The 21972-nt window shown below is 66.6% G+C and carries 14 protein-coding genes; 7 read left to right on the top strand and 7 right to left on the bottom strand.

The window, feature by feature from the left end:
- Nucleotides 1–9: 9 nt before the first annotated feature.
- A complete protein-coding gene (locus tag LRX75_RS12580) occupies nucleotides 10–621 on the top strand; it encodes an ABC-type transport auxiliary lipoprotein family protein (RefSeq protein WP_113148580.1) in 612 nt (203 codons plus the stop codon).
- A gap of 126 nt (nucleotides 622–747) precedes the next feature.
- Here LRX75_RS12580 and LRX75_RS12575 read toward each other — a convergent pair whose 3' ends face one another.
- On the bottom strand, nucleotides 748–1029 hold the full coding sequence (locus LRX75_RS12575) for a BON domain-containing protein (protein ID WP_231814809.1): 282 nt from the start codon (nucleotides 1027–1029) through the stop codon (nucleotides 748–750).
- 89 nt (nucleotides 1030–1118) lie between these two features.
- The gene (hemF, locus tag LRX75_RS12570; protein ID WP_231814807.1) at nucleotides 1119–2030 is read right to left on the bottom strand and encodes an oxygen-dependent coproporphyrinogen oxidase; all 912 of its coding nucleotides are present in this window, start codon (nucleotides 2028–2030) and stop codon (nucleotides 1119–1121) included.
- A 278-nt stretch (nucleotides 2031–2308) separates the two neighbouring features.
- On the opposite strand from hemF, the gene LRX75_RS12565 reads away from it, so the two are divergent.
- Complete coding sequence (locus LRX75_RS12565; RefSeq protein WP_231814805.1) at nucleotides 2309–2569, top strand: hypothetical protein; 261 nt, start codon at nucleotides 2309–2311, stop codon at nucleotides 2567–2569.
- Here LRX75_RS12565 and LRX75_RS12560 read toward each other — a convergent pair.
- Nucleotides 2566–3033 carry a tRNA (cytidine(34)-2'-O)-methyltransferase gene (locus LRX75_RS12560; protein WP_231814803.1) on the bottom strand — a complete coding sequence of 156 codons (468 nt, stop codon included), beginning with the start codon at nucleotides 3031–3033 and terminating at the stop codon, nucleotides 2566–2568. The genes LRX75_RS12565 and LRX75_RS12560 overlap by 4 nt on opposite strands.
- Before the next feature lie 458 nt (nucleotides 3034–3491).
- Between LRX75_RS12560 and LRX75_RS12555 the strand changes: the two genes are divergently transcribed.
- Both LRX75_RS12555 and LRX75_RS12550 read left to right on the top strand, forming a co-directional pair.
- Nucleotides 3492–5348 carry an ABC transporter ATP-binding protein gene (locus LRX75_RS12555; RefSeq protein WP_231814801.1) on the top strand — a complete coding sequence of 619 codons (1857 nt, stop codon included), beginning with the start codon at nucleotides 3492–3494 and terminating at the stop codon, nucleotides 5346–5348.
- A 301-nt stretch (nucleotides 5349–5649) separates the two neighbouring features.
- Complete coding sequence (locus tag LRX75_RS12550) at nucleotides 5650–7518, top strand: ABC transporter ATP-binding protein (protein ID WP_231815025.1); 1869 nt, start codon at nucleotides 5650–5652, stop codon at nucleotides 7516–7518.
- An 11-nt stretch (nucleotides 7519–7529) separates the two neighbouring features.
- Here LRX75_RS12550 and LRX75_RS12545 read toward each other — a convergent pair whose 3' ends face one another.
- Nucleotides 7530–8477: an endonuclease/exonuclease/phosphatase family protein gene (locus LRX75_RS12545; protein WP_231814799.1), complete on the bottom strand. Its 948-nt coding sequence runs from the start codon at nucleotides 8475–8477 to the stop codon at nucleotides 7530–7532.
- Between the two features lie 461 nt (nucleotides 8478–8938).
- Between LRX75_RS12545 and petA the strand changes: the two genes are divergently transcribed.
- The 3 genes from petA to LRX75_RS12530 are packed head-to-tail and all read left to right on the top strand — an operon-like array spanning nucleotide 8939 to nucleotide 11714.
- Nucleotides 8939–9517 (top strand): ubiquinol-cytochrome c reductase iron-sulfur subunit, encoded by a 579-nt coding sequence (gene petA / locus LRX75_RS12540; RefSeq protein ID WP_231814798.1) that lies wholly within the window; start codon nucleotides 8939–8941, stop codon nucleotides 9515–9517.
- Nucleotides 9518–9531: 14 nt separating this feature from the next.
- A complete protein-coding gene (locus LRX75_RS12535) occupies nucleotides 9532–10803 on the top strand; it encodes a cytochrome b (RefSeq protein WP_113148590.1) in 1272 nt (423 codons plus the stop codon).
- Nucleotides 10804–10835: 32 nt separating this feature from the next.
- On the top strand, nucleotides 10836–11714 hold the full coding sequence (locus LRX75_RS12530; RefSeq protein WP_231814796.1) for a cytochrome c1: 879 nt from the start codon (nucleotides 10836–10838) through the stop codon (nucleotides 11712–11714).
- Nucleotides 11715–11836: 122 nt separating this feature from the next.
- On the opposite strand, the gene LRX75_RS12525 is transcribed toward LRX75_RS12530, so the two are convergent.
- From LRX75_RS12525 to LRX75_RS12515, 3 genes are all read right to left on the bottom strand, one after another.
- Entirely contained in the window at nucleotides 11837–12073 is a 237-nt protein-coding gene (locus LRX75_RS12525; RefSeq protein ID WP_113148591.1) for a hypothetical protein, read from the bottom strand.
- A 70-nt stretch (nucleotides 12074–12143) separates the two neighbouring features.
- Nucleotides 12144–12431, bottom strand: a complete 288-nt coding sequence (locus LRX75_RS12520) for a hypothetical protein (RefSeq protein WP_231814794.1) — start codon at nucleotides 12429–12431, stop codon at nucleotides 12144–12146.
- 194 nt (nucleotides 12432–12625) lie between these two features.
- Nucleotides 12626–21679 (bottom strand): apolipoprotein A-IV repeat region-like domain-containing protein, encoded by a 9054-nt coding sequence (locus LRX75_RS12515; RefSeq protein ID WP_231814792.1) that lies wholly within the window; start codon nucleotides 21677–21679, stop codon nucleotides 12626–12628.
- Between the last annotated feature and the right edge of the window lie 293 nt (nucleotides 21680–21972).

The following is a 21972-nucleotide window of genomic DNA, read 5'->3' as shown; positions in this document are numbered from 1 at the left end:
CATGGCTGAATGTTTCCGGACGTCAACGGTACTGGTAAATCGCGTTTCCTCCGGGCTTTGGCTCTTCTCGTCGTCGCCGCACCGCTTGCGGCCTGCGCGGGCAAGCCGAGCAACGACACCTACAGCCTGTCATCCGTGCCGTCCGTCGAAGGACCGGCTGCGACGTCCAAGCAGATCCTCGTGCCCGAGCCGACGGCGCTGAAGGCGCTCGACAGCGACCAGATCGTCATCCGGCTGTCCGGCTCCGAGCTGCAATATCTCGCGAAATCGCAGTGGGGCGACCGCCTGCCGCGCATGGTGCAGTCGAAGCTGGTTCAGGCCTTCGAGAACAGCGGCAAGGTCGGCGGCGTCGGCAAGCCGGGCGAGGGGCTCGCCATCGACTATCAGGTCGTGACCGAAATCCGCTCCTTCGAGGTGGACACGACGGGCTCGCGGACTGCGGTGGTGGAGATCTTCGCCAAGATCGTCAATGATCGCAACGGCACCGTGCGCGCCCAGAAGGCCTTCCGCGCCACCGTGCCCGTTTCCGGCACCGGCGCTCCGGCCTATATCAAGGGTCTTGACGGGGCGGGCGCCCGCGTCGTGGCCGATATCGTACGCTGGACGCTGACGGCGATCTGAGACCGGCACTGTTTCAAACGACAAAGGCTGCAGGGCGATCGCTCTGCAGCCTTTGTCGTTTCAGGGCGCCTGTCGATGATGCGAGGCCGGACCGCTCTGCTTCGACGTCGGCGCGTGACGTTTCCCTCATGTCCGCATGTCCGGGATCGTCAGCTGATTGACCACCTCGTCCACGCCCTCGACGGACCTGGCCGCTTCCACGGCGCGGTCTGCTTCCTCGGGCGAGCCGATGAAGCCGGAGAGGACGATGGTGTTGCCGCGGGAGACGACGCTGACGTCGCTCGCCTCGATGTCCCGCATCGCCGCCAGCGTGTCGGCCACGCGCGTTTCCAGATCCGCAGGCTGATTGGCGGCCGCGTCGCCCGGGTCCGTGCCGAAGAACGTCCGTTCCTTGTACACCATCGTCATTGCTCCCTCTGATCCCGTGCTTCTGCACGAGAGCACAACGTCGATGGCGTGGATTGGTTGCGACCGGCGCTCGTGGCGCCGACGGGCGCTCAGGGGTAGCGCACGACCGGCGGCAGCGAGGAGAGGATCGACTCGACATTGCCGCCGGTCTTCAGGCCGAAGATGGTGCCGCGGTCGTAGAGCAGGTTGAACTCGACATAGCGTCCGCGCCGGACGAGCTGCTCGTCGCGATCCTCCTCCGTCCAGGGGGTGTTGAAATTGGCGCGGACGATCTTCGGGTAGAGCATGGCGAAGGCGCGGCCGACATCCTGCGTGAAGGCGAAGTCCGCGTCCCAGCCGCCCTGATCGTCGGGCGAGTGCAGCCAGTCGTAGAAGATGCCGCCCGTGCCGCGCGGCTCGTTGCGGTGCTTTAGGAAGAAATACTCGTCGCACCAGGCCTTGTAGCGGGCATGGTCGGCCACCGCATGACGGCCGCAGGCGATTTCGAGGCCCTTGTGGAAGAGGATCGTATCGGGGTCGGTCATGACCCGGCGCCGGTCGAGCACGGGGGTGAGGTCCGCGCCGCCGCCGAACCACTGGCTGGTGGTCACCACCATGCGCGTGTTCATATGCACGGCGGGCACATTGGGGTTCACCGGATGGGCGATCAGCGAAATGCCGGATGCCCAGAACCGGGGATCCTCCGTCGCGCCGGGGATCTGCGCGCGGAACTCCGGCGAGAATTCGCCGTGGACGGTGGAGGTGTGCACGCCGACCTTCTCGAAGACGCGTCCCGCCATCATGGACATGACGCCGCCACCGCCTTCGCCGCCGTCGCGCTGCCAGGGCTTCTGCTCGAACCGGCCGGGAGGCTCGTCGGACAGCGGTCCCGTCAGATCGGTCTCGATGGCCTCCAGCGCCGCGCAGATCGTGTCGCGCAGGTTTTCGAACCAGGCGCGGGCGCGCAGCTTCTTGTCCTCGATGTCGTCGGGCAGGCCGGGTGTCAGGTCGGGTCGTTCCATCGCGGCCGTCCTCGATGCGTCGCGTTCGCGCATTTCTAGAGTGTCTCTTCGGGATCACCGGATTCTTCGTATCCCGGGCAAACTCTAGACCATTTGGATGACGAGCGGAATTCCGGGGTCGGCCTATCCTCCTGTTTTAGCGGATTTGCCGCAGTGTCTGCGACCGTCGCCGAAGGATGATCGTTCGCCCCGGACGCGCGTGATTCGACTCGCAAAAACGCGGCCCGGTGCCTATCTTGTCTGCCATACCATCTCTCCGGATGACGAAAGGGCGTGGCATGGCAAGACCTCCGGCACCTCCATCGCTCGATGGCTTGAAGCGCCAGATCGCGCGGCATCGCGTGCAGCATGCCGAGAGCGGTGGCGGCCTGTTCGTCCGCGAGACCTTCCTGCTCGACCGCCCCGCCGCGCGGCAGAAGGCGCAGGAATGGTTCGAGCATTTTCCGAAGGCCGCCTACTGGACCGAGGTCGAGAGCTGGCGGCAGCTCGAGGGCGACAAGATCGAGTTCACCATGCGCCGCCTGCCGACAGCGGATTAACCCGGCTGGAGGTCGGAAGAGGTCTGGCGCATGGCTTCGCCCGCAATCATTGCCACCGACATGGCAAGGTTGAGCGAGCGCTGGCCCTCGACCATGGGAATGATGATGCGCGCATCCGCTGCCGCATGAACCGTGTCCGGCACGCCGGCGCTTTCACGGCCGAAGAGCAGCGTATCCCCGGCGGCGAAGGCGAACCGTGTATAGGGCAGGGCCGCCTTGGTGCTGGCCAACACCAGCCGCCGGCCCTCCCGCAGGCGAATCTCCTCGAAGGAAAGCCAGTTGACGTGCCGCGTGAGCGTGACGGAGGCGATATAGTCGAGGCCGGCGCGCTTGAGGTTCCTGTCCGACAGGTCGAAGCCGGCGGGCTCGATGATATCGACGCCAAGGCCGAGGCAGGCGGCGAGGCGCAGGATGGTGCCGGTGTTTCCGGCGATATCGGGCTGGTAAAGGGCGATGCGCAGCATGACTGTCGGTTAGGCGATCCGTGCCGAATTGGCAACAGCGCGCGCCGGTGTCGTCCGACAGGGCGAAAAAACGCCTTGCGCGATCTAGTGCGCACGTGAAAAATTGGTTAAGAGGGTGCCAGCGCCACACGAACCCTACGGAGGACTGCATGGATATCTCAGTGACCGTCAACCTCCGGGCGACCTGGCTCCGACCCGTTCGGACCGCCTATCGCCGCTGACCGGTTCGCGCCGCTTCTTCTCCCTTTCAGGATAGACCAGCGCCGCTCGCCAGGGTCCGATCGTGCTCTTTCGACGCCGATCGCCGTGAAGGCCGCCTGACGCCCCTTGCGGCTCCGTCATCCCGAATGCGGACGTGTCCGCCTTCCCATCACCCTCTTTCTCGCCGCGATCCCTCGGCATGACCGCTTTCCCGTCGTCAAGGGTCGCTCCGGAATCTCCTTGACTGGGAGCCTATCATGTTCGGCTGGTTTGAATCCCGCCTCGAAGCCTATCCGCAGGAGGAGCCGACAGCGCCTCCGACGGGCCTGTTCGCCTTCTGCTGGCACTACTCCCGGCCGGCGGCCCCGTGGCTGTTCATCATGGCGTTCTGCTCGATGCTGATCGCCATCGGCGAAGTCGCGCTGTTCCAGTTTCTCGGCAGCCTGGTCGACTGGCTGTCGGATGCCGACCGCGCGACGTTCCTCCAGACGGAGGGGACGCGGCTCATGGTCATGGGGGCCATCATCCTCGTCGGTCTGCCGGGCATCGTCGCGCTGAACTCCATGGTCATGCACCAGATCCTGCTCGGCAATTACCCGATGATCGCCCGCTGGCAGATGCATCGCTATCTGCTGCGCCAGAGCATGACGTTCTTTGCCAATGAGTTTGCCGGGCGCGTCGCGACCAAGGTCATGCAGACCTCGCTCGCGGTCCGCGAGACGGTGATGAAGATCCTCGACGTCTTCGTCTATGTTGTCAGCTATTTCGTCTCGATGCTCGTCGTCGTGGCCGCGGCCGACTGGCGGCTGCTGGCGCCGCTCGTCGTCTGGATGGCCTGCTATATCGGCATCGTCGCCTATTTCGTGCCGCGCCTGCGCAAGATCTCCAAGGAGCAGGCGGATACGCGCTCGATGATGACGGGGCGGATCGTCGACAGCTACACCAATATCGCGACCGTCAAGCTGTTCTCGCATGCCGGCCGGGAGGAGGTCTATGCCAAGGACAGCATGGATGCCTTCCTCGGCACGGTGCACAAGCAGATGCGCAAGGTCACGCTGTTCCATGTGCTGGTCTACACCAACAACTGCATCGCGCTGTTTGCCATCGCGTCGCTCGGCATTCACCTGTGGATGACCAGCGACGTCTCGATCGGCTCGATCGCGATCGCCGTCTCGCTCGCCATGCGCATCAACGGCATGTCGCAGTGGGTGATGTGGGAGGTTTCGGCGCTGTTCGAGAATATCGGCACGGTCTATGACGGCATGTCGATGATGACGAAGGCGCACGACATCGTCGATATCCCCGATGCCAAGGTGCTGGATGCGTCGCGCGGCGGGATCGTCTTCGACGCCATCGGCTTCGACTACGGCAAGCACAAGCAGGTCATCGATCGGCTGTCGCTGTCGATCGCGCCGGGCGAGAAGGTCGGTCTGGTCGGGCGGTCGGGTGCGGGCAAGACGACGCTGATGAACGTGCTCCTGCGGTTCTACGACCTGAAATCGGGGCGGATCCTGATCGACGGGCAGGACATCGCCACGGTGACGCAGGACAGTCTGCGCCGGCAGATCGGCGTGGTGACGCAGGATACCTCGCTGCTGCACCGCTCCATCCGCGACAATATCGCCTATGGCCGGCCGGAGGCGAGCGACGCGGAGATCATCGCGGCGGCCAAGCGCGCGAATGCCTGGGACTTCATCGCGATCCTCGAGGACAATCAGGGTCGCAAGGGTCTCGACGCCCAGGTCGGCGAACGCGGCGTCAAGCTGTCCGGCGGCCAGCGGCAGCGGATCGCGATCGCGCGCGTCTTCCTCAAGGACGCGCCGATCCTGATCCTTGACGAGGCGACCTCGGCGCTGGATTCGGAGGTGGAGCAGGCCATTCAGGAAAACCTCTTCGCCCTGATGTCCGGCAAGACCGTCATCGCCATCGCCCACCGGCTTTCGACGCTGACGGAGATGGACCGGCTCGTCATCCTCGAACAGGGCGCAATCATCCAGACTGGCACCCATACCGAGCTGGTGTCGGAAAAGGGGCTGTACGCGGACCTCTGGTCGCGGCAGTCGGGCGGGTTCCTGCAGGAGGATGGGGAAGAGACGGACGAGGCGGCGGAGTAGCCGCCTCGGGTCGTTCTTCTTATGGGGCTCGGTGGGTGGGGCTGCCCCTCACCCCAGCCCTCTCACCGCGCGCGGGGAGAGGGAACGCGGTTATGGTTTCTGGTTCCCGTTGTGGCCTGCTCGCGACATGCCGTGGCTCGCTTGTGGTCTCTTCTCCCCACATGCGGGGAGAAGATGCCGGCAGGCAGATGAGGGGCTGGCCGGATCAGGGAGCGCATCCATGACATGATGGACGGAATTTAACGCGCGCCCGTGGCCCCGGCGCATTGTCGTGACCCGCCTGGCGCGTATATTCCAGCCCATGTTCCTGCGCCCCGTCTTCCGCTTCTTCGAAACCTGGATCCAGCCCTTCGCCTACCGGGAGGCCCTGCAGCCGCCGCGGGGGTTGGTGGGGTTCGTCTGGTTCTATATACGCCAAGCCAAGGCGCCGTTCGTCGCTATGCTGGTGCTCGGCGGCCTGAGTGCGGCGATCGAGGCGGCGCTGTTCTGGTTCGTCGGGCGGCTCGTGGACATTCTGGCGACGGTGGATCGGGCTGCCGGATGGGAGGGGCTGCTGGCGACCCATGGGCGGGAGCTGGTGGGGATGCTGCTTCTCATCGGCATCGTCCGGTTCGTCGTGACGCTCGTCATGGCGCTGGTCGACCAGCAGATCATCACGCCCGGCTTCTACAATCTGGTGCGCTGGCAGTCCTACCTGCATGTCGCGCGGCAGTCGGTCTCCTTCTTCCAGAACGATTTTTCCGGGCGGATCGTCACCAAGGTCTGGTCAGGCGGGCAGGCGGCCGGCGACGTCGTGACCTCGCTGATGGAGAGCGTCTGGTTCGTCGGCATCTATTCCGTCTCCACGCTGGTGCTGGTCGGGCAGCTGGATCTGACGATGGCGGCCGTGGTGCTCGTGTGGCTGGTCGTCTTTTCGGCCCTCGCGCGCTATTTCGTGCCGCGCATCCGGGCGCATTCCAAGGAAACGGCGGAGGCTTCCTCCATGCTGTCGGGCCGCATGGTCGATGCCTATTCGAACATCCAGACGCTGAAGCTGTTCGGTCGCGACGAGGAAAACGACCGTTACATGCGCGACGGCTTCGATACCTTCCAGGCGACGACGCTGCGGTTTACCCGGTTCATCACCGGTGTGCGCGCCTCGATGGCGCTGCTGTCCGGCATCATGATCGTGACGATGGCGGCCCTTGCCATGCATCTGTGGTTGGCCGGGGCGATCAGCTCCGGCGCCGTGGCCTTCACGCTGGCGCTCGTTCTGCGGCTGAACTTCCTGCTCTCGCGCATGATGGTGCAGTTCAACGGCATCATGCGCAATATCGGCACGATCCAGAACGCGGCCGACATGATCGCCCAGCCGATCGACCTCGTGGACAAGCCGCAGGCGCCCGATCTGGTGGTGCGCCAGCCGGGCATCGCGTTCGAGGGGATCCGCTTTCATTACGGCCGCGGGAAGGGTGTCATCGACGATCTTTCGCTGACGATCCGGCCGGGCGAGAAGGTGGGCATCGTCGGGCGGTCGGGGGCGGGGAAATCGACGCTCGTCAACCTGCTGCTGCGCTTCTACGATCTGGAAGGCGGGCGCATCACCATCGACGGGCAGGACATCGCCGGCGTGCGGCAGGAATCGCTGCGGGCGCAGATCGGCATGGTCAGCCAGGATACGTCGCTGCTGCACCGCTCCATTCGCGACAACATCCTCTTCGGACGGCCGGACGCCGACGACCGGGCGCTGCGGCTGGCAGCCGAACAAGCGGAGGCGCTGGCCTTCATCGAGCGGCTGGAAGACCAGCGCGGGCGCACCGGCTTCGATGCGCATGTGGGCGAGCGGGGCATCAAGCTTTCCGGCGGGCAGCGCCAGCGGATCGCCATCGCGCGCGTCATGCTGAAGGACGCCCCGATCCTCGTGCTGGACGAAGCGACGTCGGCCCTCGATTCGGAGGTCGAGGCCGCCATTCAGGACAATCTGGACACGCTGATGACGGGCAAGACTGTGCTGGCCATCGCCCACCGCCTCTCGACCATCGCCGCGCTCGACCGCCTTATCGTGATGGATGCCGGCGCGATCGTCCAGGACGGCACGCATGCGCAGCTGGTCGCGGAGAAGGGCCTTTATGCCGAGCTCTGGTCGCGCCAGTCCGGCGGGTTTCTGGCGCGGGATGAGGTGGCGCCGTGATGCCGCTGCGATCAGGGTTTGCGGACGGCGAAGTCGGCGACGAGGCCGTAATGGTTCGAGCCGTAATCGCGGTCGACACGCGTCATCGATAGCGGCACGAGCGGCGGGCGGCTGTAGATGTGGTCGATGGCAACGCCGAGACCGGTCTCGGCCAGCGACACGGGCCATGTCGCCGGTTCGCGCGGCACGGTGCGCAGACGCAGGTGACGCAGAATCCTCTGCATGTCCGGCGCGATGGTGCCGGAGTTGAAGTCGCCGGAGAGCACCAGCGGTTCCCGCGTGTTGCGCATGAAGGCGGCGAGGCGATCGAGCTCCTTCATGTGGTAGTTGTCGAAGAAGGGCTTCGACAGATGGGCGGCCACCATGCGGAAGCTGCCGCCGGGTGCCGCGATGCGCGCCGACATCACCCGGTCCTTGCGCAGATCGCTGAGATCGCCGACGGAGACGTCGCTCATCGGGTGCTTCGAGAACATCACGAGATCGCAGGTGGGGGTTCGTTCGCCGCAGCCGAGCCGGTAGGGATAGGCGGCTTGAAGCCGTTGCAGCTGCATGAACAGGGGCGCGGCTTCCAGAACGACCGCGACATCCGCATCCGACGCCATCAGCATGTCGGCGACATCCGTCGCGCCCTCGAGATTCTCCGCCAGCATGTTGAAGGAAAGGATCCGCAGACTCGCCCCTGCGGCGCGGTCCGCGTCCGTCGCTTCGATGGCGAACTCGCGCTTCATCAGGACGGCGTGGCCGGCCAGCGCGAGCGACAGGACGAGAAACAGCAGGCTCGTCCGGCTGCGGGTGACGGCGAAAGACGCGAGCATGGCCCCGGCGATCGCGAAAGCGGCGTGCGCCTGCATGCTGTTGAGCAGCAGCAGCGGCCACAGCGTGCCGAGATAGCGGAGGGCGCAGAGGACAAGGCCGAGGGCTGCAAGCGTATTGAGAACGAGGGCAAGGGTCTTGCGCATGCAGGGGCTTTCTCTGCCGATCCGGTGCATGGCCGGTAGCATGAAGACGGGCATGCTGCAATGCAGCATTAGAGAGATGGCATGTTTGGTCGTTGGCGCGGTTTTTCGGTTCCTTTCGCGCGCGCTTGCAAGGGTCGGGCGTTGTAGGGTCGGCATCCCGGCAACACCCGCGACAAAGCGTCACGGTCTGACCGATGCAAGGCTGCCCTGCGGCATTTGCAAGGCTGGACATGCCCGTTTATCAAGCATAGAACCCGGGAATGGCTCGAGAATCCGGAGCAGCGTCGCGCTGCCCATGGACCGGGCGGGGAGGCCCGGGGGGAAGCGGGATAAAATTGCGGCGAGCCGGTCTCGCCTTATTGATTTGGCGCCGTTCTTTCGCTCAAGTGCGTAAGGAGAGAACCGGCGTCGGGGACGCGTGGGCGGCTTTCGAGCTGCCGGGTTGAGAGGATGATGAGGCCGTGAGCGAACACCAGACAACAAGCGACACACCGAGCGAGCCGACACGGCGCGACTTCCTGTATCTGGCGACCGGCATGGCCGGTGCGGTCGGGGTTGCAGCGGTTGCCTGGCCGTTCATCGACCAGATGCGGCCGGATGCCTCGACGCTGGCGCTCGCCTCCATCGAGGTCGACGTCTCCAGCCTGCAGCCGGGCATGTCGCTGACGGCGAAATGGCGGGGCAAGCCGGTCTTCATCCGCAACCGGACCGAGAAGGAAGTGGAAGAGGCGAAAGCCGTCCAGCTTTCCGACCTGAAGGACCCGGTCGCCCGCAACGCCAATATCGCCGCCGACGCGCAGGCGACCGATATCGACCGCTCGGCGGGCGAGGGCAAGGAAAACTGGATCGTGATGATCGGCTCCTGCACCCATCTCGGCTGCGTTCCGCTTGGCCAGGCCGGCGATTTCGGCGGATGGTTCTGTCCCTGCCATGGCTCGCACTACGATACGGCGGGCCGCATTCGAAAGGGTCCGGCGCCGATGAACCTCGCCGTGCCCAGTTTTGCGTTCACGTCCGATACAGTCATCAAGATCGGTTGAGGGGGATTGCCGATATGAGTGGGGAACATTCAACCTATACGCCGACGACCGGACTGGAAAAATGGGTGGACTCGCGGCTGCCGCTGCCGCGTCTCGTCCATGACAGCTTCATCTCCTACCCGGTTCCGCGCAACCTGAACTATGCCTATACCTTCGGCGCCATGCTGGCGGTGATGCTGATCATCCAGATCGTCACCGGTATCGTGCTGGCGATGCATTACGCAGCCGAAACGACCGTCGCGTTCAACTCGGTCGAAAAGATCATGCGCGATGTGAACCATGGCTGGCTGCTGCGCTACATGCACGCCAACGGCGCCTCGTTCTTCTTCATCGCCGTCTATCTGCACATCGGCCGCGGGCTTTATTACGGCTCCTACAAGGCGCCGCGCGAAATTCTCTGGATTCTCGGCGTTGTCATCTACCTCCTGATGATGGCGACGGGCTTCATGGGCTACGTGCTTCCCTGGGGGCAGATGTCCTTCTGGGGCGCGACGGTCATCACCGGCTTCTTCTCCGCCTTCCCGCTGGTGGGCGAATGGATCCAGCAGTTCCTGCTCGGCGGCTTCGCCGTGGACCAGCCGACGCTCAACCGCTTCTTCTCGCTGCATTACCTGCTGCCCTTCATGATCGCCGGCGTCGTCGTTTTGCACATCTGGGCACTGCATGTGACCGGCCAGACGAACCCGACCGGCGTCGAGGTGAAGACCAAGACCGACACGGTGCCGTTCACCCCCTATGCGACGCTGAAGGATGCGCTCGGCGTCTCCATCTTTCTCATCGTCTACGCCTGGTTCGTGTTCTACATGCCGAACTTCCTCGGCCATCCGGACAACTATATTCCGGCCAACGCGCTCAAGACGCCGGCCCATATCGTGCCCGAATGGTACTATCTGCCGTTCTACGCGATGCTGCGCGCCATCACCTTCAATGTCGGCCCGATCGACTCGAAGCTCGGCGGCGTGCTCGTGATGTTCGGGGCAATCATCGTCCTGTTCTTCCTGCCCTGGCTCGACACGTCGAAGGTCCGCTCGGCGGTCTACCGTCCCTGGTACAAGCTGTTCTTCTGGATCTTCGTCGTCAACGCGATCCTGCTCGGCTGGCTCGGCTCGCGTCCGGCGGAAGGCGCCTATGTGGTGATGTCGCAGATCGGCACGCTCTACTATTTCGGCTTCTTCCTGGTGATCATGCCGCTTCTCGGCCTGTTCGAGACGCCGCGCCGCATTCCGAACTCCATCACCGAAGCGGTGCTGGAGCAGAAGGCCCGCAAGACCCCGGTGGCGGCGTGATGCCGAGAGAAGAGACCAAGGACTCCAAGACGATGAAAAAGCTGATCACCGGCCTCTTCCTTGCCACCTCTCTTCTGGCCGGCCCCGTGCTGGCGCAGGAGAACGCGCCGCACGAGGGCACCACGGCCACCGAAGAGCATGGCGGGGGCACGCCGCATTTTCCGATCAAGAAGCCGCATCAGGAAGACTGGTCGTTCGCAGGCCCGTTCGGCCATTACGACAAGGCCCAACTGCAGCGCGGCCTGAAGGTCTATGCGGAAGTCTGTTCCGCCTGTCATTCGATGAACCTGGTTCCCTTCCGCACCCTGGAAAACCTCGGTTACTCGGAAGCGCAGGTGAAGACCTTCGCCGCGAATTACGAAGTGCAGGACGGGCCGAATGCCGAGGGTGAAATGTTCACCCGCAAGGCGCTGCCGTCCGACCATTTCGTCTCGCCGTTCCCCAATGCGGAAGCCGCGGCTGCGGCCAATAACGGCGCAGCGCCGCCGGACTTCTCGCTGATCGCGAAGGCCCGTGGCATCGAGCGCGGTTTCCCGACCTTCATCTTCGATATGTTCACGCAGTATCAGGAAGGCGGGCCGGACTATATCCATGCGCTGCTGAACGGCTATGAAGAGCCGCCGGCCGGTGTGGAGATCGCACAGGGCACGCATTACAATCCCTACTTTGCCAACGCAGCGGCTCTGGCCATGGCCAAACCGCTGAGTGACGGCCAGGTGACCTATGACGACGGTTCGCCGCAGACGGTGGAGCAGTATTCCCGCGACGTCGCCGCCTTCCTGATGTGGGCCGCGGAGCCGCATCTGGAGGAGCGCAAGCGGACCGGCTTCATGGTGCTGATCTTCCTGCTGATCTTCACCGGACTGATCTACCTGACGAAGAAGTCGGTCTACGCCAGCAAGGAGCACTGACCCGGCCGCCCGCTGCTGTTTAAGCATCGACACTGCCGACATGAAAAATCCCGCAGCTTCTGCGGGATTTTTTGTGGCTGCATGTCCGGCCTTGTGAGAACGGCTCGGGCCGTTCGTTCGCCTTACGACCAGAAGCGGCGGAAGGACGGGACGTGTTCCGCCTCGGCCTTGCGATAGCCGACGCCGTGGCCGATGAGGAAGCCGGCGAGACCGACGAGGCCGAGGAGAAGGACGGTCGAGGACGGGTGTTCGGTCGCCGTGTCGCGGACGGCGGCGGCTTCCGCCTTGACCGCATTCAGGGCCTTCGTTGCGGTCGCCTCATGCTCGCGATGGCCTTCCGGCAGATCGAGATTCGTCATGGTCTTCTCCTTCGATGTTTTCTAAGGGGCGGACGAGCCCTCCGCCTGTCTGAGGCCGTCGCGTGTCACCTTACCGGTTGTTCTCGACATCCAGTTCAATCTGACGGCGGGCGATAAGTTCGAGGCTTCGGTCCGGAGCGATCCGGTAGACCTCCTGCCACTCGCCGCCGCGATTGTCGCGAAAACGATGGTTGAAGGTGCTGCCGATCGGCGACTTCATCAGTTTCGTGCGGGGCTGGCCGCCATAGATGATGCTGCCGGGGATCGGCTCGATCGGCTGCGCCGGCCCGCCGACGGAGGTGCATGCCGTCAGGCCCAGAAGGGCGGCGGAAACGGCGGCAATGGCCAGTCTGTTCATGCGGGTGACTTTCTCGACGTTCGGGTTCGATGCGCTGCCATGTCAACGTTTCTCCCGCCGCGATCGTTCCATGCATCACCCTTGTCATCGGTTCTGGTGGAGTCCTTGCCCGAAAACGTCGAAACCCGCCGAACGGCTTGACGCGTGCGGCGGGTTTCAGATGAGCGCGATATCGGCCTGCGGGTTGCTCGAACCTAGCTGAAGCGACCGGCGGCGTGAGCGAGCATGGTGTAGACCTTGCCGGTATCCGAGGTCAGGTAGGTCTGGGTGATGACCCGGTCGCGATCGTTGCGGGCGACATCGGCCAGCAGCTTTTCGAAATCGGCGATGTAGCGATCGACGGCGGTACGGAATTCCGCCTCGCGGTCGTATTTCCGCTGGATCTCGTCGAAGGTCTGCTGACCCTTCAGCGTGTAGAGGCGGCGCGTGAACACGTCACGCTCGCCACGCTGGTAGCGGCGCCAGAGATCGACCGACGCGTCGTGATCGATCGCCCGGGCGATATCGACCGAGAGGGAGTTCAGCGATTCCATGACATGGCGCGGATTGCGGCTGTCGGTGCTGCGCGGGGCCGGCGTCGTGGCCGCCTGTGCTGCGGGAGCCGGGGCCGTCTCCGGCCGCAGGCGCGCGGGCGCGATCTGCTGCGGCTCCTCCTCGCGGGAGGCTCCGCGCAGAAGATCGCGCATCCAGCCCGAACCGCCTTCGCGCATGTCGTCCTCGGCAGCTGCGGCCGGGCGGAGCGGCGAGCGATCGGCAATGCCGACGCTGCCGCGCAGCGGGGTCTCGGCCGCGGCTGCGGGGCGTTGCGGGGCCGCAGCTTCCTGCGCGGGCCGTGCGGTGACCTGTGCAGTCGGCTGCGGCTGTGTCGGCTGGGGCTGGGCAGGCTGAGGACGCGTTGCCTGAACCGGCGCGGCCTGTGCCGGAGCCGGCTGGATCGCGGCCGGCGGGACCGGAGCAGCCTGGACCGGAGCAGACGGAACCGGCGCGGCCTGGACCGGAGCAGACGGTGCCGGCGCGGGACGGGCTTGTGCCGGCGCTGCGGCGACAGGTGCTGGATGGCGCTGCGGCAGGGGCGATGCCTCGGTGGTCGCGACCGACCGGGCCGGTGCGGCGTCCGCGGCGCGGGCGCCGAGCAGTGTGGTGGGAGCCGTCGTGTAGGGCTGCTGGTAAGCATGGCCGGACGGCGCAGCCGCGACGGCTGCCGGGGCCGGTGCGGAGGAGGGTTGGACCGGGGCATAGGCCGGCTGGGCAGCCTGCGATGCCATGCGGCCGCGATGCGGCGTCGGCTCCCCGATCTCGAGCTGGCTGGAGGAGCGGCCGACGATGTCGGACAGTTCCTGCAGGGCCTTGATCTGCTCGGACACGGCGCGGCGCATGACGGCCGCGTTTTCCTTGGCTTCCTCCGGCAGGTCGAAGGCACCGCGCTTCAGCTCGGCACGGGTCATGTCGAGTTCGCGACGGATCTCTTCGCCCGAGCGGCGGATTTCGTCGGTGGCGCCGGCAAAGCGGGCGATGGCCTCGTCGACCGACTGACGGATCTGCTCGCGCATCTTGTCGGACACCGCGTCGGAACGCTTGCCGGTTTCGTCGAGCAGGCCGTCGATGTCGGACAGGGAGGAGCCGACACTACCGCGCAGGCGGGCGGCGACTTCGCCGGCACGCTCCTCGGCACGGGCGAAGGTGCGATCGACGGAGGCGCCGGCCGAATCGGTGGCCGCGGCGATGGCGTCGCGCATGGCCTCGCCGGCGGTGCGGGTGCGGCTTTCCGCTTCGCCGAGCGTGCGATCGACATCGGCGACGGCACGCTGGACACCGTCGCGCAGGGTGCCTGCGACCTGGCCGGAGCGCTCTTCCGTGCGGGCCAGCAGCTGATCGACGGACTGTTCGGCGTCCTGGCCGGCGCGGGCCAGCGCTTCGCGCATAGCGTTCGCCGCCGTCTGCGTGCGGTCTTCGGCATCGGTGAGGATACGGCCGACATCGCTGAACGAGGCCTGGATGCCGCTGCGCAGATTGCCGGCGATCAGGTTGGAGCGATCCTCGGCGCGCTGGAACGAGCCTTCCACGAAGCCTTCCAGCGCCCGCATGGTGCGCTCGATGTCTTCCGAGCGGCTGACGAGGCCGACGGAGAGGGTGCGCAGGGCTTCCTGGCGCTCTTCGAGCGTGCCGGCAAGATTGGACTGGGCGGCCGCCAGCAGATCGGAGGCCTGGCCGAGCATGCGCGAGTGATCCTCGAACCGGCCGACGAGGCTGCCGACCTGCGACAGCGTGTTGGACGAGATCGCGACCAGCCGATCGGCCTTGCCTTCGAGCAGGCGGGTGGAGGCCGACAGCATGTCGGAGGTGCGCTCCGCCGTTTCCGAAAAGCGGTCGCCGGTGGCGTTCAGGCGCTCGTCCATGGCGCCGAAGGTGCTCGTGGCCTCCTCAACGACGCCGGCGATGGCGGCGTTGCTGGTGGAGAGGCGCTCGATCAGGGCTTCCGCCGTCGACTGCAGGCGGTTCTCGACCATCTGGATCGCGCGGGCGGTCTCCTCGGCGCGCTGCGACAGGGCGCCGAGCTGTTCGCCTGTGCGGGCGGACAGAGCGGTGACGAGCGCATCGTTTTCGGCGCGCAGGCGCTCGGCCCCGTCGCGGGCGGCGGCGGTCAGACGGTCTGCGGCATCGCGGCCGGCGGCGACGTAGGTTTCCACGACCGGGCGGGCCTGCTCGTCGATGAGGCGGGACAGTTCGCTGGTGCGGCCCGAAAGCATGGAGTTGAGATCGCGGGTGCGCTCGTCGAGCGAGGTGCGGATGGCTTCGCCGCGCGCTTCCAGCGCCTTCTCGACCTCGGAGAGGTTGCGCTGCAACGCATTGCCCTGCTCGGCGATGCGGCTCTGGGTCTCGGAGGCGCGGATGAGCGTCGCGTCGGCGGCGTCGCCGACGCTGCGGGCGAGCTCGGCGCTGCGCATGGCGGCCGTGGCCGCGGTCCGCTCGATGGCGTTCTGGAAATCGGCCTGGCGCGCGGCCATGGCCTCCGCGAAGTCGCCGCCGACCTTGGCCAGCGTGTCCGAGGAGCGCACGGCTTCGGCGTCGATGTCCTGCGTGGTGTCGGACACCGCGCTGCGCAGGCTGCCGACGAGATGGGCGGCCTTGCCTTCGATCGTGCGGCTGACATTGTCGAGACCGACGGTCAGAGCGCGATCCATGGTGCCGAGCCGCTCCTCGATGCGGCCCGTGCCGCGCTCGATGGTCGTTTCGATGCGCGTTGCCGCTTCGCTGCTGATCCGGTCGAGTTCGCCGGTGCGCGAGGCGAGTGTTTCGGCGATGCGGCTGGCGGCCTCGCTGCTGATGCGGGCGATTTCCTCCGTGCGGCCGGCAAGGCTTCCGGAGATGCGCTCGGCAGCGGTGCGGCTGGCGTGGTCGAGTTCCGACACGCGTTCCGACAGGGTGCCGGCGATGCGGTTGCCGGCCTCGTCTACCAGCGTATCGACATTGCCGACGCTGTCGCGGATGCGGGTTTCGAGCTGGCCGAGGCTTGCCTCGATGCGGGCGCCGGTCTCGTCGAAGCGGGTGTTGATGCCCGAGATCGAGGTGTCCATGCGCTCGGTCAGGCCGTCGGTCGCACGGGTCAGCTCTGCTGTGGTGTCGCCGAGGCGAACGGCCACGCGGGCGGTGCTGTCGCGCAGGCGGTTGTCGAGCGCTTCCGCGCTCTGGTCGATCGTGCGGGCAAGCGCCTCCTGGCGCTCCTCGAGCGTCATTTCCAGCATGCCGGCGCTGGCGGCGATCGTGGTGGCAATGGTGGCCGCCTGTTCGTTCAGCATGTCGGAGAGCTGGGTGGAGCCATCGGCGACGGCGCTGTTCAGGGCGTCGATGCGCGTGTCGAGCGTGACGCGCAGGCGGTCTTCCGTCGTGGACATCGTCTGGTCGAGGCTGGCGGCCCGCGCCGACAGGGTCTGCTCGATGGCGCCGGCGCGCGTGTCGATGGCGGCGGCAAGCTCGGCCGCGTGGGCGGAGAGGGCGCCGGCGATCTCGCCGCTGGCGCCGGTCATGGTGCCGGCGATGGCGTTGACGCGGCCGGTCATGTCGTCGGCGATGCCGGCGGTGCGGGCCGTGAGGTCGCGGTCGATCTCGCCGATGCGGTCGGTCATCGTTTCGGCGATGGCTGTCGCGCGGAAGGAGAGCTGATCGGCGATGTCCTCGACGCGGGTGGCAAGCGTATCGCCGATGTCGGACGCGCGGCCGACGAGGATCCGCGACAGGTCGTCGGTGCGCGCGGCGAGGCGGTTGTCGAGCGCCGCGGTCTGGCCGGTCAGCGTTTCGTCCAGCGCGCGGGCGTGATCGTCGATCATGCTGCCGAGGCGCATGGTCGTGCCGTCGAGGGCGCGCTCGATCCGATCCGAGGCGTCGGAAAGCGTGCCGGACAGGACGGCGGCGCGCTGCTCGAGAACGCCGGTCGTGTCGTTCAGCATGTCGCCGAGGCTGGACGCGCTGGTGGCCAGCAGGAAGTCCAGCCGCTCGGTGGTGCCGTCGATGGCGGTCTCGATCGCCGCGGTCGAACCGGTGAGCACGTCGGACAGAGCCGAGGTGCGGGTGGCGAACATCTCGTCCATGCGGTCGGCCGTGCCCGAGACCGCGGTGTCGAGATGGCGGGTCGCTTCCGAGAGCGTGCTCTTGATGTTGGCGGCACCGCGGACGAGAACCGCGTTGATATCGTCGGCATTGCCTTCCACGGCGGCTTCGATGGCCGAGGTGGTGGCGGCGAGGTCGCGGGCGCGGGCGGCCAGAACGGCGTCGATGCGTTCGGCGGAGCCGGCGAGCGTGCCGTCGAGCATGGTCGTGCCGCCGGACAGCGTTGCCGACAGGCCGGCCGTGCCGCGGGCCAGCAGCGTATCGAGCTGTTCGGCCGTGCCCTCGATGACGCCTTCGATGCCGGCGGTGGAGGAGGCGAGGACGCCGGAGAGGGACATGGTCCGCTCCGCGAGGACCTCGTCGATCGCGCGGGTGGAGCCGGACAGGGTCGTGTCGAGCGTGCGTGTTGCCTGGTCGAGCGTCTGCGACAGGGTGGAGGTGCGCTGCGCGAGGACCTGGTCGATCTGCTCGGCGGTGCCTTCGAGCGCGCTTTCGATGCCGGCGGTCGAGGAGGCCAGCACGCCGGAGAGCGTCATGGTGCGCTCGACCAGGATCTCGTCGATGCGCTCGGCGGTGCCCGAGAAGGTGCCGTCCAGCGCACGGGTCGCCTCCGTCAGGGCGCCGGTCATGGTGGTGGTGCCGCGGCTGAGCACCTGGTCGATCTGCTCGGCGGTGCCTTCGACGGCGCTCTCGATGCCGGCGGTGGAGGAGGCCAGCACGCCGGAGAGCGTCATGGTGCGCTCGACCATGATGTCTTCGATTCGTTCGGCGGTCCCGTCAAAGGTCCGGTCGAGCGTCCGCGCGGCTTCGGCGAGCGTGCCGGCGAGGGTGTCGGTCCTGGTAGAGAGCACACGGTCGATCTGCCCGGCCGCGCCTTCGACGGTACTTTCGATGCCGGCGGTGGAGGAGGCGAGGACACCCGAGAGCGTCATGGTGCGTTCCGTGAGGATCCCGTCGATGCGTTCGGCGGTGCCCGAGAAGGTATTGTCGAGCGTGCGGGTGGCGTCGGAAAGCGCGCCGGTCAGGGTGTTGGTGCCACGTGTGAGGACGAGGTCGATCTGCTCGGCGGTGCCTTCGACGGCGCTTTCGATTCCGGCAGTGGACGAAGCGAGGACACCCGAGAGCGTCATCGTGCGCTCGGTGAGGATCCCGTCGATGCGCTCGGCGGTGCCCGAGAAGGTGCTGTCGAGCGTGCGGGTGGCGTCGGAGAGTGCACCGGTCAGGGTGTTGGTGCCGCGTGTGAGGACGAGATCGATCTGCTCGGCCGTGCCTTCGACGGCGCTTTCGATTCCGGCGGTGGAGGAGGCGAGGACACCCGAGAGCGTCATGGTGCGTTCCGTGAGGATCCCGTCGATGCGTTCGGCGGTGCCCGAGAAGGTATTGTCGAGCGTGCGGGTGGCGTCCGAGAGCGCGCCGGTCAGGGTGTTGGTGCCGCGCGTGAGGACGAGATCGATCTGCTCGGCCGTGCCTTCGACGGCGCTTTCGATGCCGGCGGTGGAGGAAGCGAGCACGCCGGAGAGCGTCATGGTGCGCTCGGTCAGGATTTCGTCGATGCGCTCGGCCTTGCCGGCAAAGGTGTTGTCGAGCGTGCGCGTGGCCTCGGCGAGGGTGGCGTTGAGGCTGCTCGTGCCGCGCGACAGGATCTGGTCGATCTGCTCGCTCGTGCCTTCGATGGCGGCGGTGGAACCTGCGAGGACGCCGGCGAGGCGCGTCGTGCGCTCCGCCATGACCTCGTCAATGCGTTCGGCCGTGCCGGAGAAGGTGGTGTCGATCGTGCGCGTTGCACCCGACAGCGTGTCCGAGAGCGTCGCCGTGCCGCGGGTCAGGAGCGCGTCGATCTGTTCCGTCGTGCCTTCGAACAGGCTTTCCATGCCGGCGGTCGTGCCGGCGAGGACGCCCGAGAGCGCGAGCGTCCGCTCGGTCAGCAGGGTGTCGATCTGCTCGGCCGTGCCTTCGAGTGCCGCGGTGGAGCTGGCGAGCACGCCCGAGAGCGTCATGGTGCGTTCGCTGATGATGTCGTCAATGCGCTCGGCCGTGCCGGTGAAGGCGCCTTCGATGGTCCGGGCGGCATTCGACAGGGTGGCGTCCAGCGCGCCGGCGCGGTCGCTCATCAGGGTTTCGATGCGGGCCGCATTGCCCGACAGCGTTTCGGTGATCGTCGCGGCGCGGGACGCCATGATGCCGTCGATGCGCTCGGCATTGCCTTCCAGCGCGCTGTCGAGCGCTTCGGTGCTGGCGGCCAGCATGACGGAGAGTTCCAGCGTGCGGTCGGACAGGGTGTCGTCGAGACGCTGATGGCTCGTTGCGATGGTGTTCGCCAGGTCGTCGGCGCGCGCGGTCAGCGAACCCTCGATGCGATCCTGCGCGGCGTCGAGCCCCTGAAGCAGGCCGCGGGCACGGCTGTCCAGCGTTTCCTGCAGACGCTGTTCGGCGCTGCCGATGGCGGTGGCGACATCGTCGCTGCGGGTGGCGAATGCCAGCTCGATATTGCCGCGGGCGGTGTCGAGCGCGCCGAGAAGGCGCTCGCTGCGGCTGTCGAAGGCGTCCGACAGACGGCGCTCGGTCGTTTCCAGAGCGGATGCGACGACGCCGGTGCGTTCGGCGAGAAGCGCGCCGATGCGGCTTTCGGAGGCGCCCAGTCCGTCGATCAGGGCGCTGGTGCGCGCGTCGAGCGTTTCGGCCAGACGGGCCTGGGTGGTGCCGAGCGCGGACTCGATGCTGTCGGCGCGTTCTGCGAAATCGGACTCGATGCGGTCCTGTGCGGCGGAGAGTGCGCCGAGAAGCGCGCCGGACCGGGTGGCGAGAACGGTGTCGATCCGCTCGTGCGCCTGACCGATCACGCTGTCCATCTCGCCGGTGCGCGCGGCGATGCTTTCCTCGATCATGGCCTGCGAGGCGCCGAGGGTCGTGGCGATGGACAGGGACTGATCGCCGATCGCGGACTGGAACTTCTCGAGACCGTCATCCAGCATGCGGCCGAGCGTGTCGGAGCCGCCGGCCACGGACTGGTCGATGCGCGAGAGGCTGTCGGCCATCTTGGCGTCGAGCAGGTTCGCCCGACGGTCGAAGGCGGTCGCGAAGTCGTGAAAACGGCTGTCGAAGCTGGTGGCCAGCTGGCCGACCGTGCCCTGTAGCTTCTCCTCGAAGAAGCCGGAGCGCAGGTCCAGATCCATAATGGCGTCGTCGGCCGCTGTCTTCAGGCTCTGGCGGAAGCTTGCGCCCTTTTCGTCCAGCGCGCCGTTCAGCGTGTTGAGGATTTCGTCGAGCCCGCCGGTGATGGCCTGCTGGCCGATGACGAGGCTTTCGTTGAGGTCGCGCGTGCGGGCGATCAGCGTCTCGTTCAGCTGACGGGCGCGCTCGTTCAGCGCGGCATTCAGCTTTTCGGTGTTGGTGTCGAGCGTCGAGGCGCGGGTCTCGAACTGTCCGAGAAGCTGCTGGCCGCGCTTGATGAGCGTGTGGTTCAGGGCTTCCAGGCGCGTGTCGAATTCGCTGGTGATGTCGGCACCGGCCGCGTTGAGACCGCTGACGAGCGCATCGGTGCGGGTGCTCAGGAGCGTGCTGATCGACTGCGAGGCGGCCTGCGACTTTTCCATCAGTGCGGCGGCGCGGGTCTCGATCAGCGAGGCCGCAGCCTCGCCCGAGGTCGCGAGCCGGGTCTGCAGGTCTTCGCTGGCGTTCGTCAGGTCGTCGCGCAGCTGGGCGTGGACGCCGGTGATGGAGGAGCGGATGCGCTCGGCATGACCGACGATGGCCTCACGCTCGAGGCCGAGTTCCTGCACGAGCGTGCGGACCCGCAGTTCGTTGTCGCTGTAGCTGCGTTCGAGCGCGTTGACCTCGGAATGGACGAGGGTTTCCAGCTCGGTCGCACGGGCGATCGTGCGCTCGATGCCTTCGTTCATGGCCGAGACTTCGCGGCGCACCGCCTGGCCAACCGTCATGATGCGGTCGGAGGCCGTCGTTTCCGGTTCGGCCAGGCGCAGTGCCACCTCGGTCATCGAGCGGGCGGCATTCCGCATTTCCTGCGCGCGGGCCATCATCACGCCGAAGGCGAAGAAGAGCATGACCGGCAGGATGATGAAGATGGCGGAAACAATGGCGCCGGGCAGGGCGGCGAGGGCCGCCAGCGAACGGATCTGCCAGATTTCCGGGCCGTAGAGCAGGTTGGCGATGCCGAGGCCCGCGACGATCCAGATGAGCGAGAGAATGGCGGCCGCACGCATCGCGGCCCGGCCCGAGCGGGTTTCGAGCGAGCGCAGCATGGCTGGCGCGGCGCGGCGGCTGTCGTCGTTGGCGGGGGCGAAGGTCGGCGACTTCGCGCCCGGGGCTGCCGGGACGGGTTCCGGCGCGAGGCTGCGCGGCGGGGCCAGCGGCTCCTCGAGCGGCGGCTGGGCCGTGCGGGGCTGGGCCTGCGGCTTCTGGGCCGCAGCCGGCTGGGCGGGCTTGGCCGCGCCGGGAAGCGGCGCCGGACGGGACGGGGCGGGAGCGGCGCTCGCCGCAGCCTGTGGCTTCGGCGTCGTGCGGCCGGCCTCCGGCTGCGTCTCGTTGAGAGCGGACTTCAGTTCGTCGAAATCGATCCTCAAAGCGTCTTCGAGCGCTTGGAAGGCCTTGTCGTCGATCGACTCGTTGCTCTTGTTCGTCGCCATGCAGATACGCCTCGTTACCGAACTTTCCGTCTCGACATCGCGCAGCTGTCATGGCTGCCGACAATGCCGGATCGGGGGTGAGGACAGTTCCTGCGCATTGGATGCACGCAATACAATGACCGCACCAATTTCATACCGCGACCGGTGATGCTTTTTCCCATGGTCGCACAGCCATGGGAAGGGCCTCCCGGAGGGATGCCGGACCCTTTGCGGAAACCGATATCCTGTAACGTATCGTAGTGACACATCCGGGGTAGTCTTACAATTAACGCCCCGGAGCATTCGTTAAAATG

This window comes from Rhizobium quercicola (genome assembly GCF_021168455.1).
GTDB lineage: Bacteria > Pseudomonadota > Alphaproteobacteria > Rhizobiales > Rhizobiaceae > Ferranicluibacter > Ferranicluibacter quercicola.
This window is presented reverse-complemented; position numbering and strand designations above follow the sequence as displayed.

Coding starts and splice junctions, on each gene's coding strand:
- LRX75_RS12580 (WP_113148580.1), top strand. CDS start 10: ATGTTTCCGGACGTCAACGGTACTGGTAAATCGCGTTTCCTCCGGGCT.
- LRX75_RS12575 (WP_231814809.1), bottom strand. CDS start 1,029: ATGACGATGGTGTACAAGGAACGGACGTTCTTCGGCACGGACCCGGGC.
- hemF (WP_231814807.1), bottom strand. CDS start 2,030: ATGGAACGACCCGACCTGACACCCGGCCTGCCCGACGACATCGAGGAC.
- LRX75_RS12565 (WP_231814805.1), top strand. CDS start 2,309: ATGGCAAGACCTCCGGCACCTCCATCGCTCGATGGCTTGAAGCGCCAG.
- LRX75_RS12560 (WP_231814803.1), bottom strand. CDS start 3,033: ATGCTGCGCATCGCCCTTTACCAGCCCGATATCGCCGGAAACACCGGC.
- LRX75_RS12555 (WP_231814801.1), top strand. CDS start 3,492: ATGTTCGGCTGGTTTGAATCCCGCCTCGAAGCCTATCCGCAGGAGGAG.
- LRX75_RS12550 (WP_231815025.1), top strand. CDS start 5,650: ATGTTCCTGCGCCCCGTCTTCCGCTTCTTCGAAACCTGGATCCAGCCC.
- LRX75_RS12545 (WP_231814799.1), bottom strand. CDS start 8,477: ATGCGCAAGACCCTTGCCCTCGTTCTCAATACGCTTGCAGCCCTCGGC.
- LRX75_RS12535 (WP_113148590.1), top strand. CDS start 9,532: ATGAGTGGGGAACATTCAACCTATACGCCGACGACCGGACTGGAAAAA.
- LRX75_RS12530 (WP_231814796.1), top strand. CDS start 10,836: ATGAAAAAGCTGATCACCGGCCTCTTCCTTGCCACCTCTCTTCTGGCC.
- LRX75_RS12525 (WP_113148591.1), bottom strand. CDS start 12,073: ATGACGAATCTCGATCTGCCGGAAGGCCATCGCGAGCATGAGGCGACC.
- LRX75_RS12520 (WP_231814794.1), bottom strand. CDS start 12,431: ATGAACAGACTGGCCATTGCCGCCGTTTCCGCCGCCCTTCTGGGCCTG.
- LRX75_RS12515 (WP_231814792.1), bottom strand. CDS start 21,679: ATGGCGACGAACAAGAGCAACGAGTCGATCGACGACAAGGCCTTCCAA.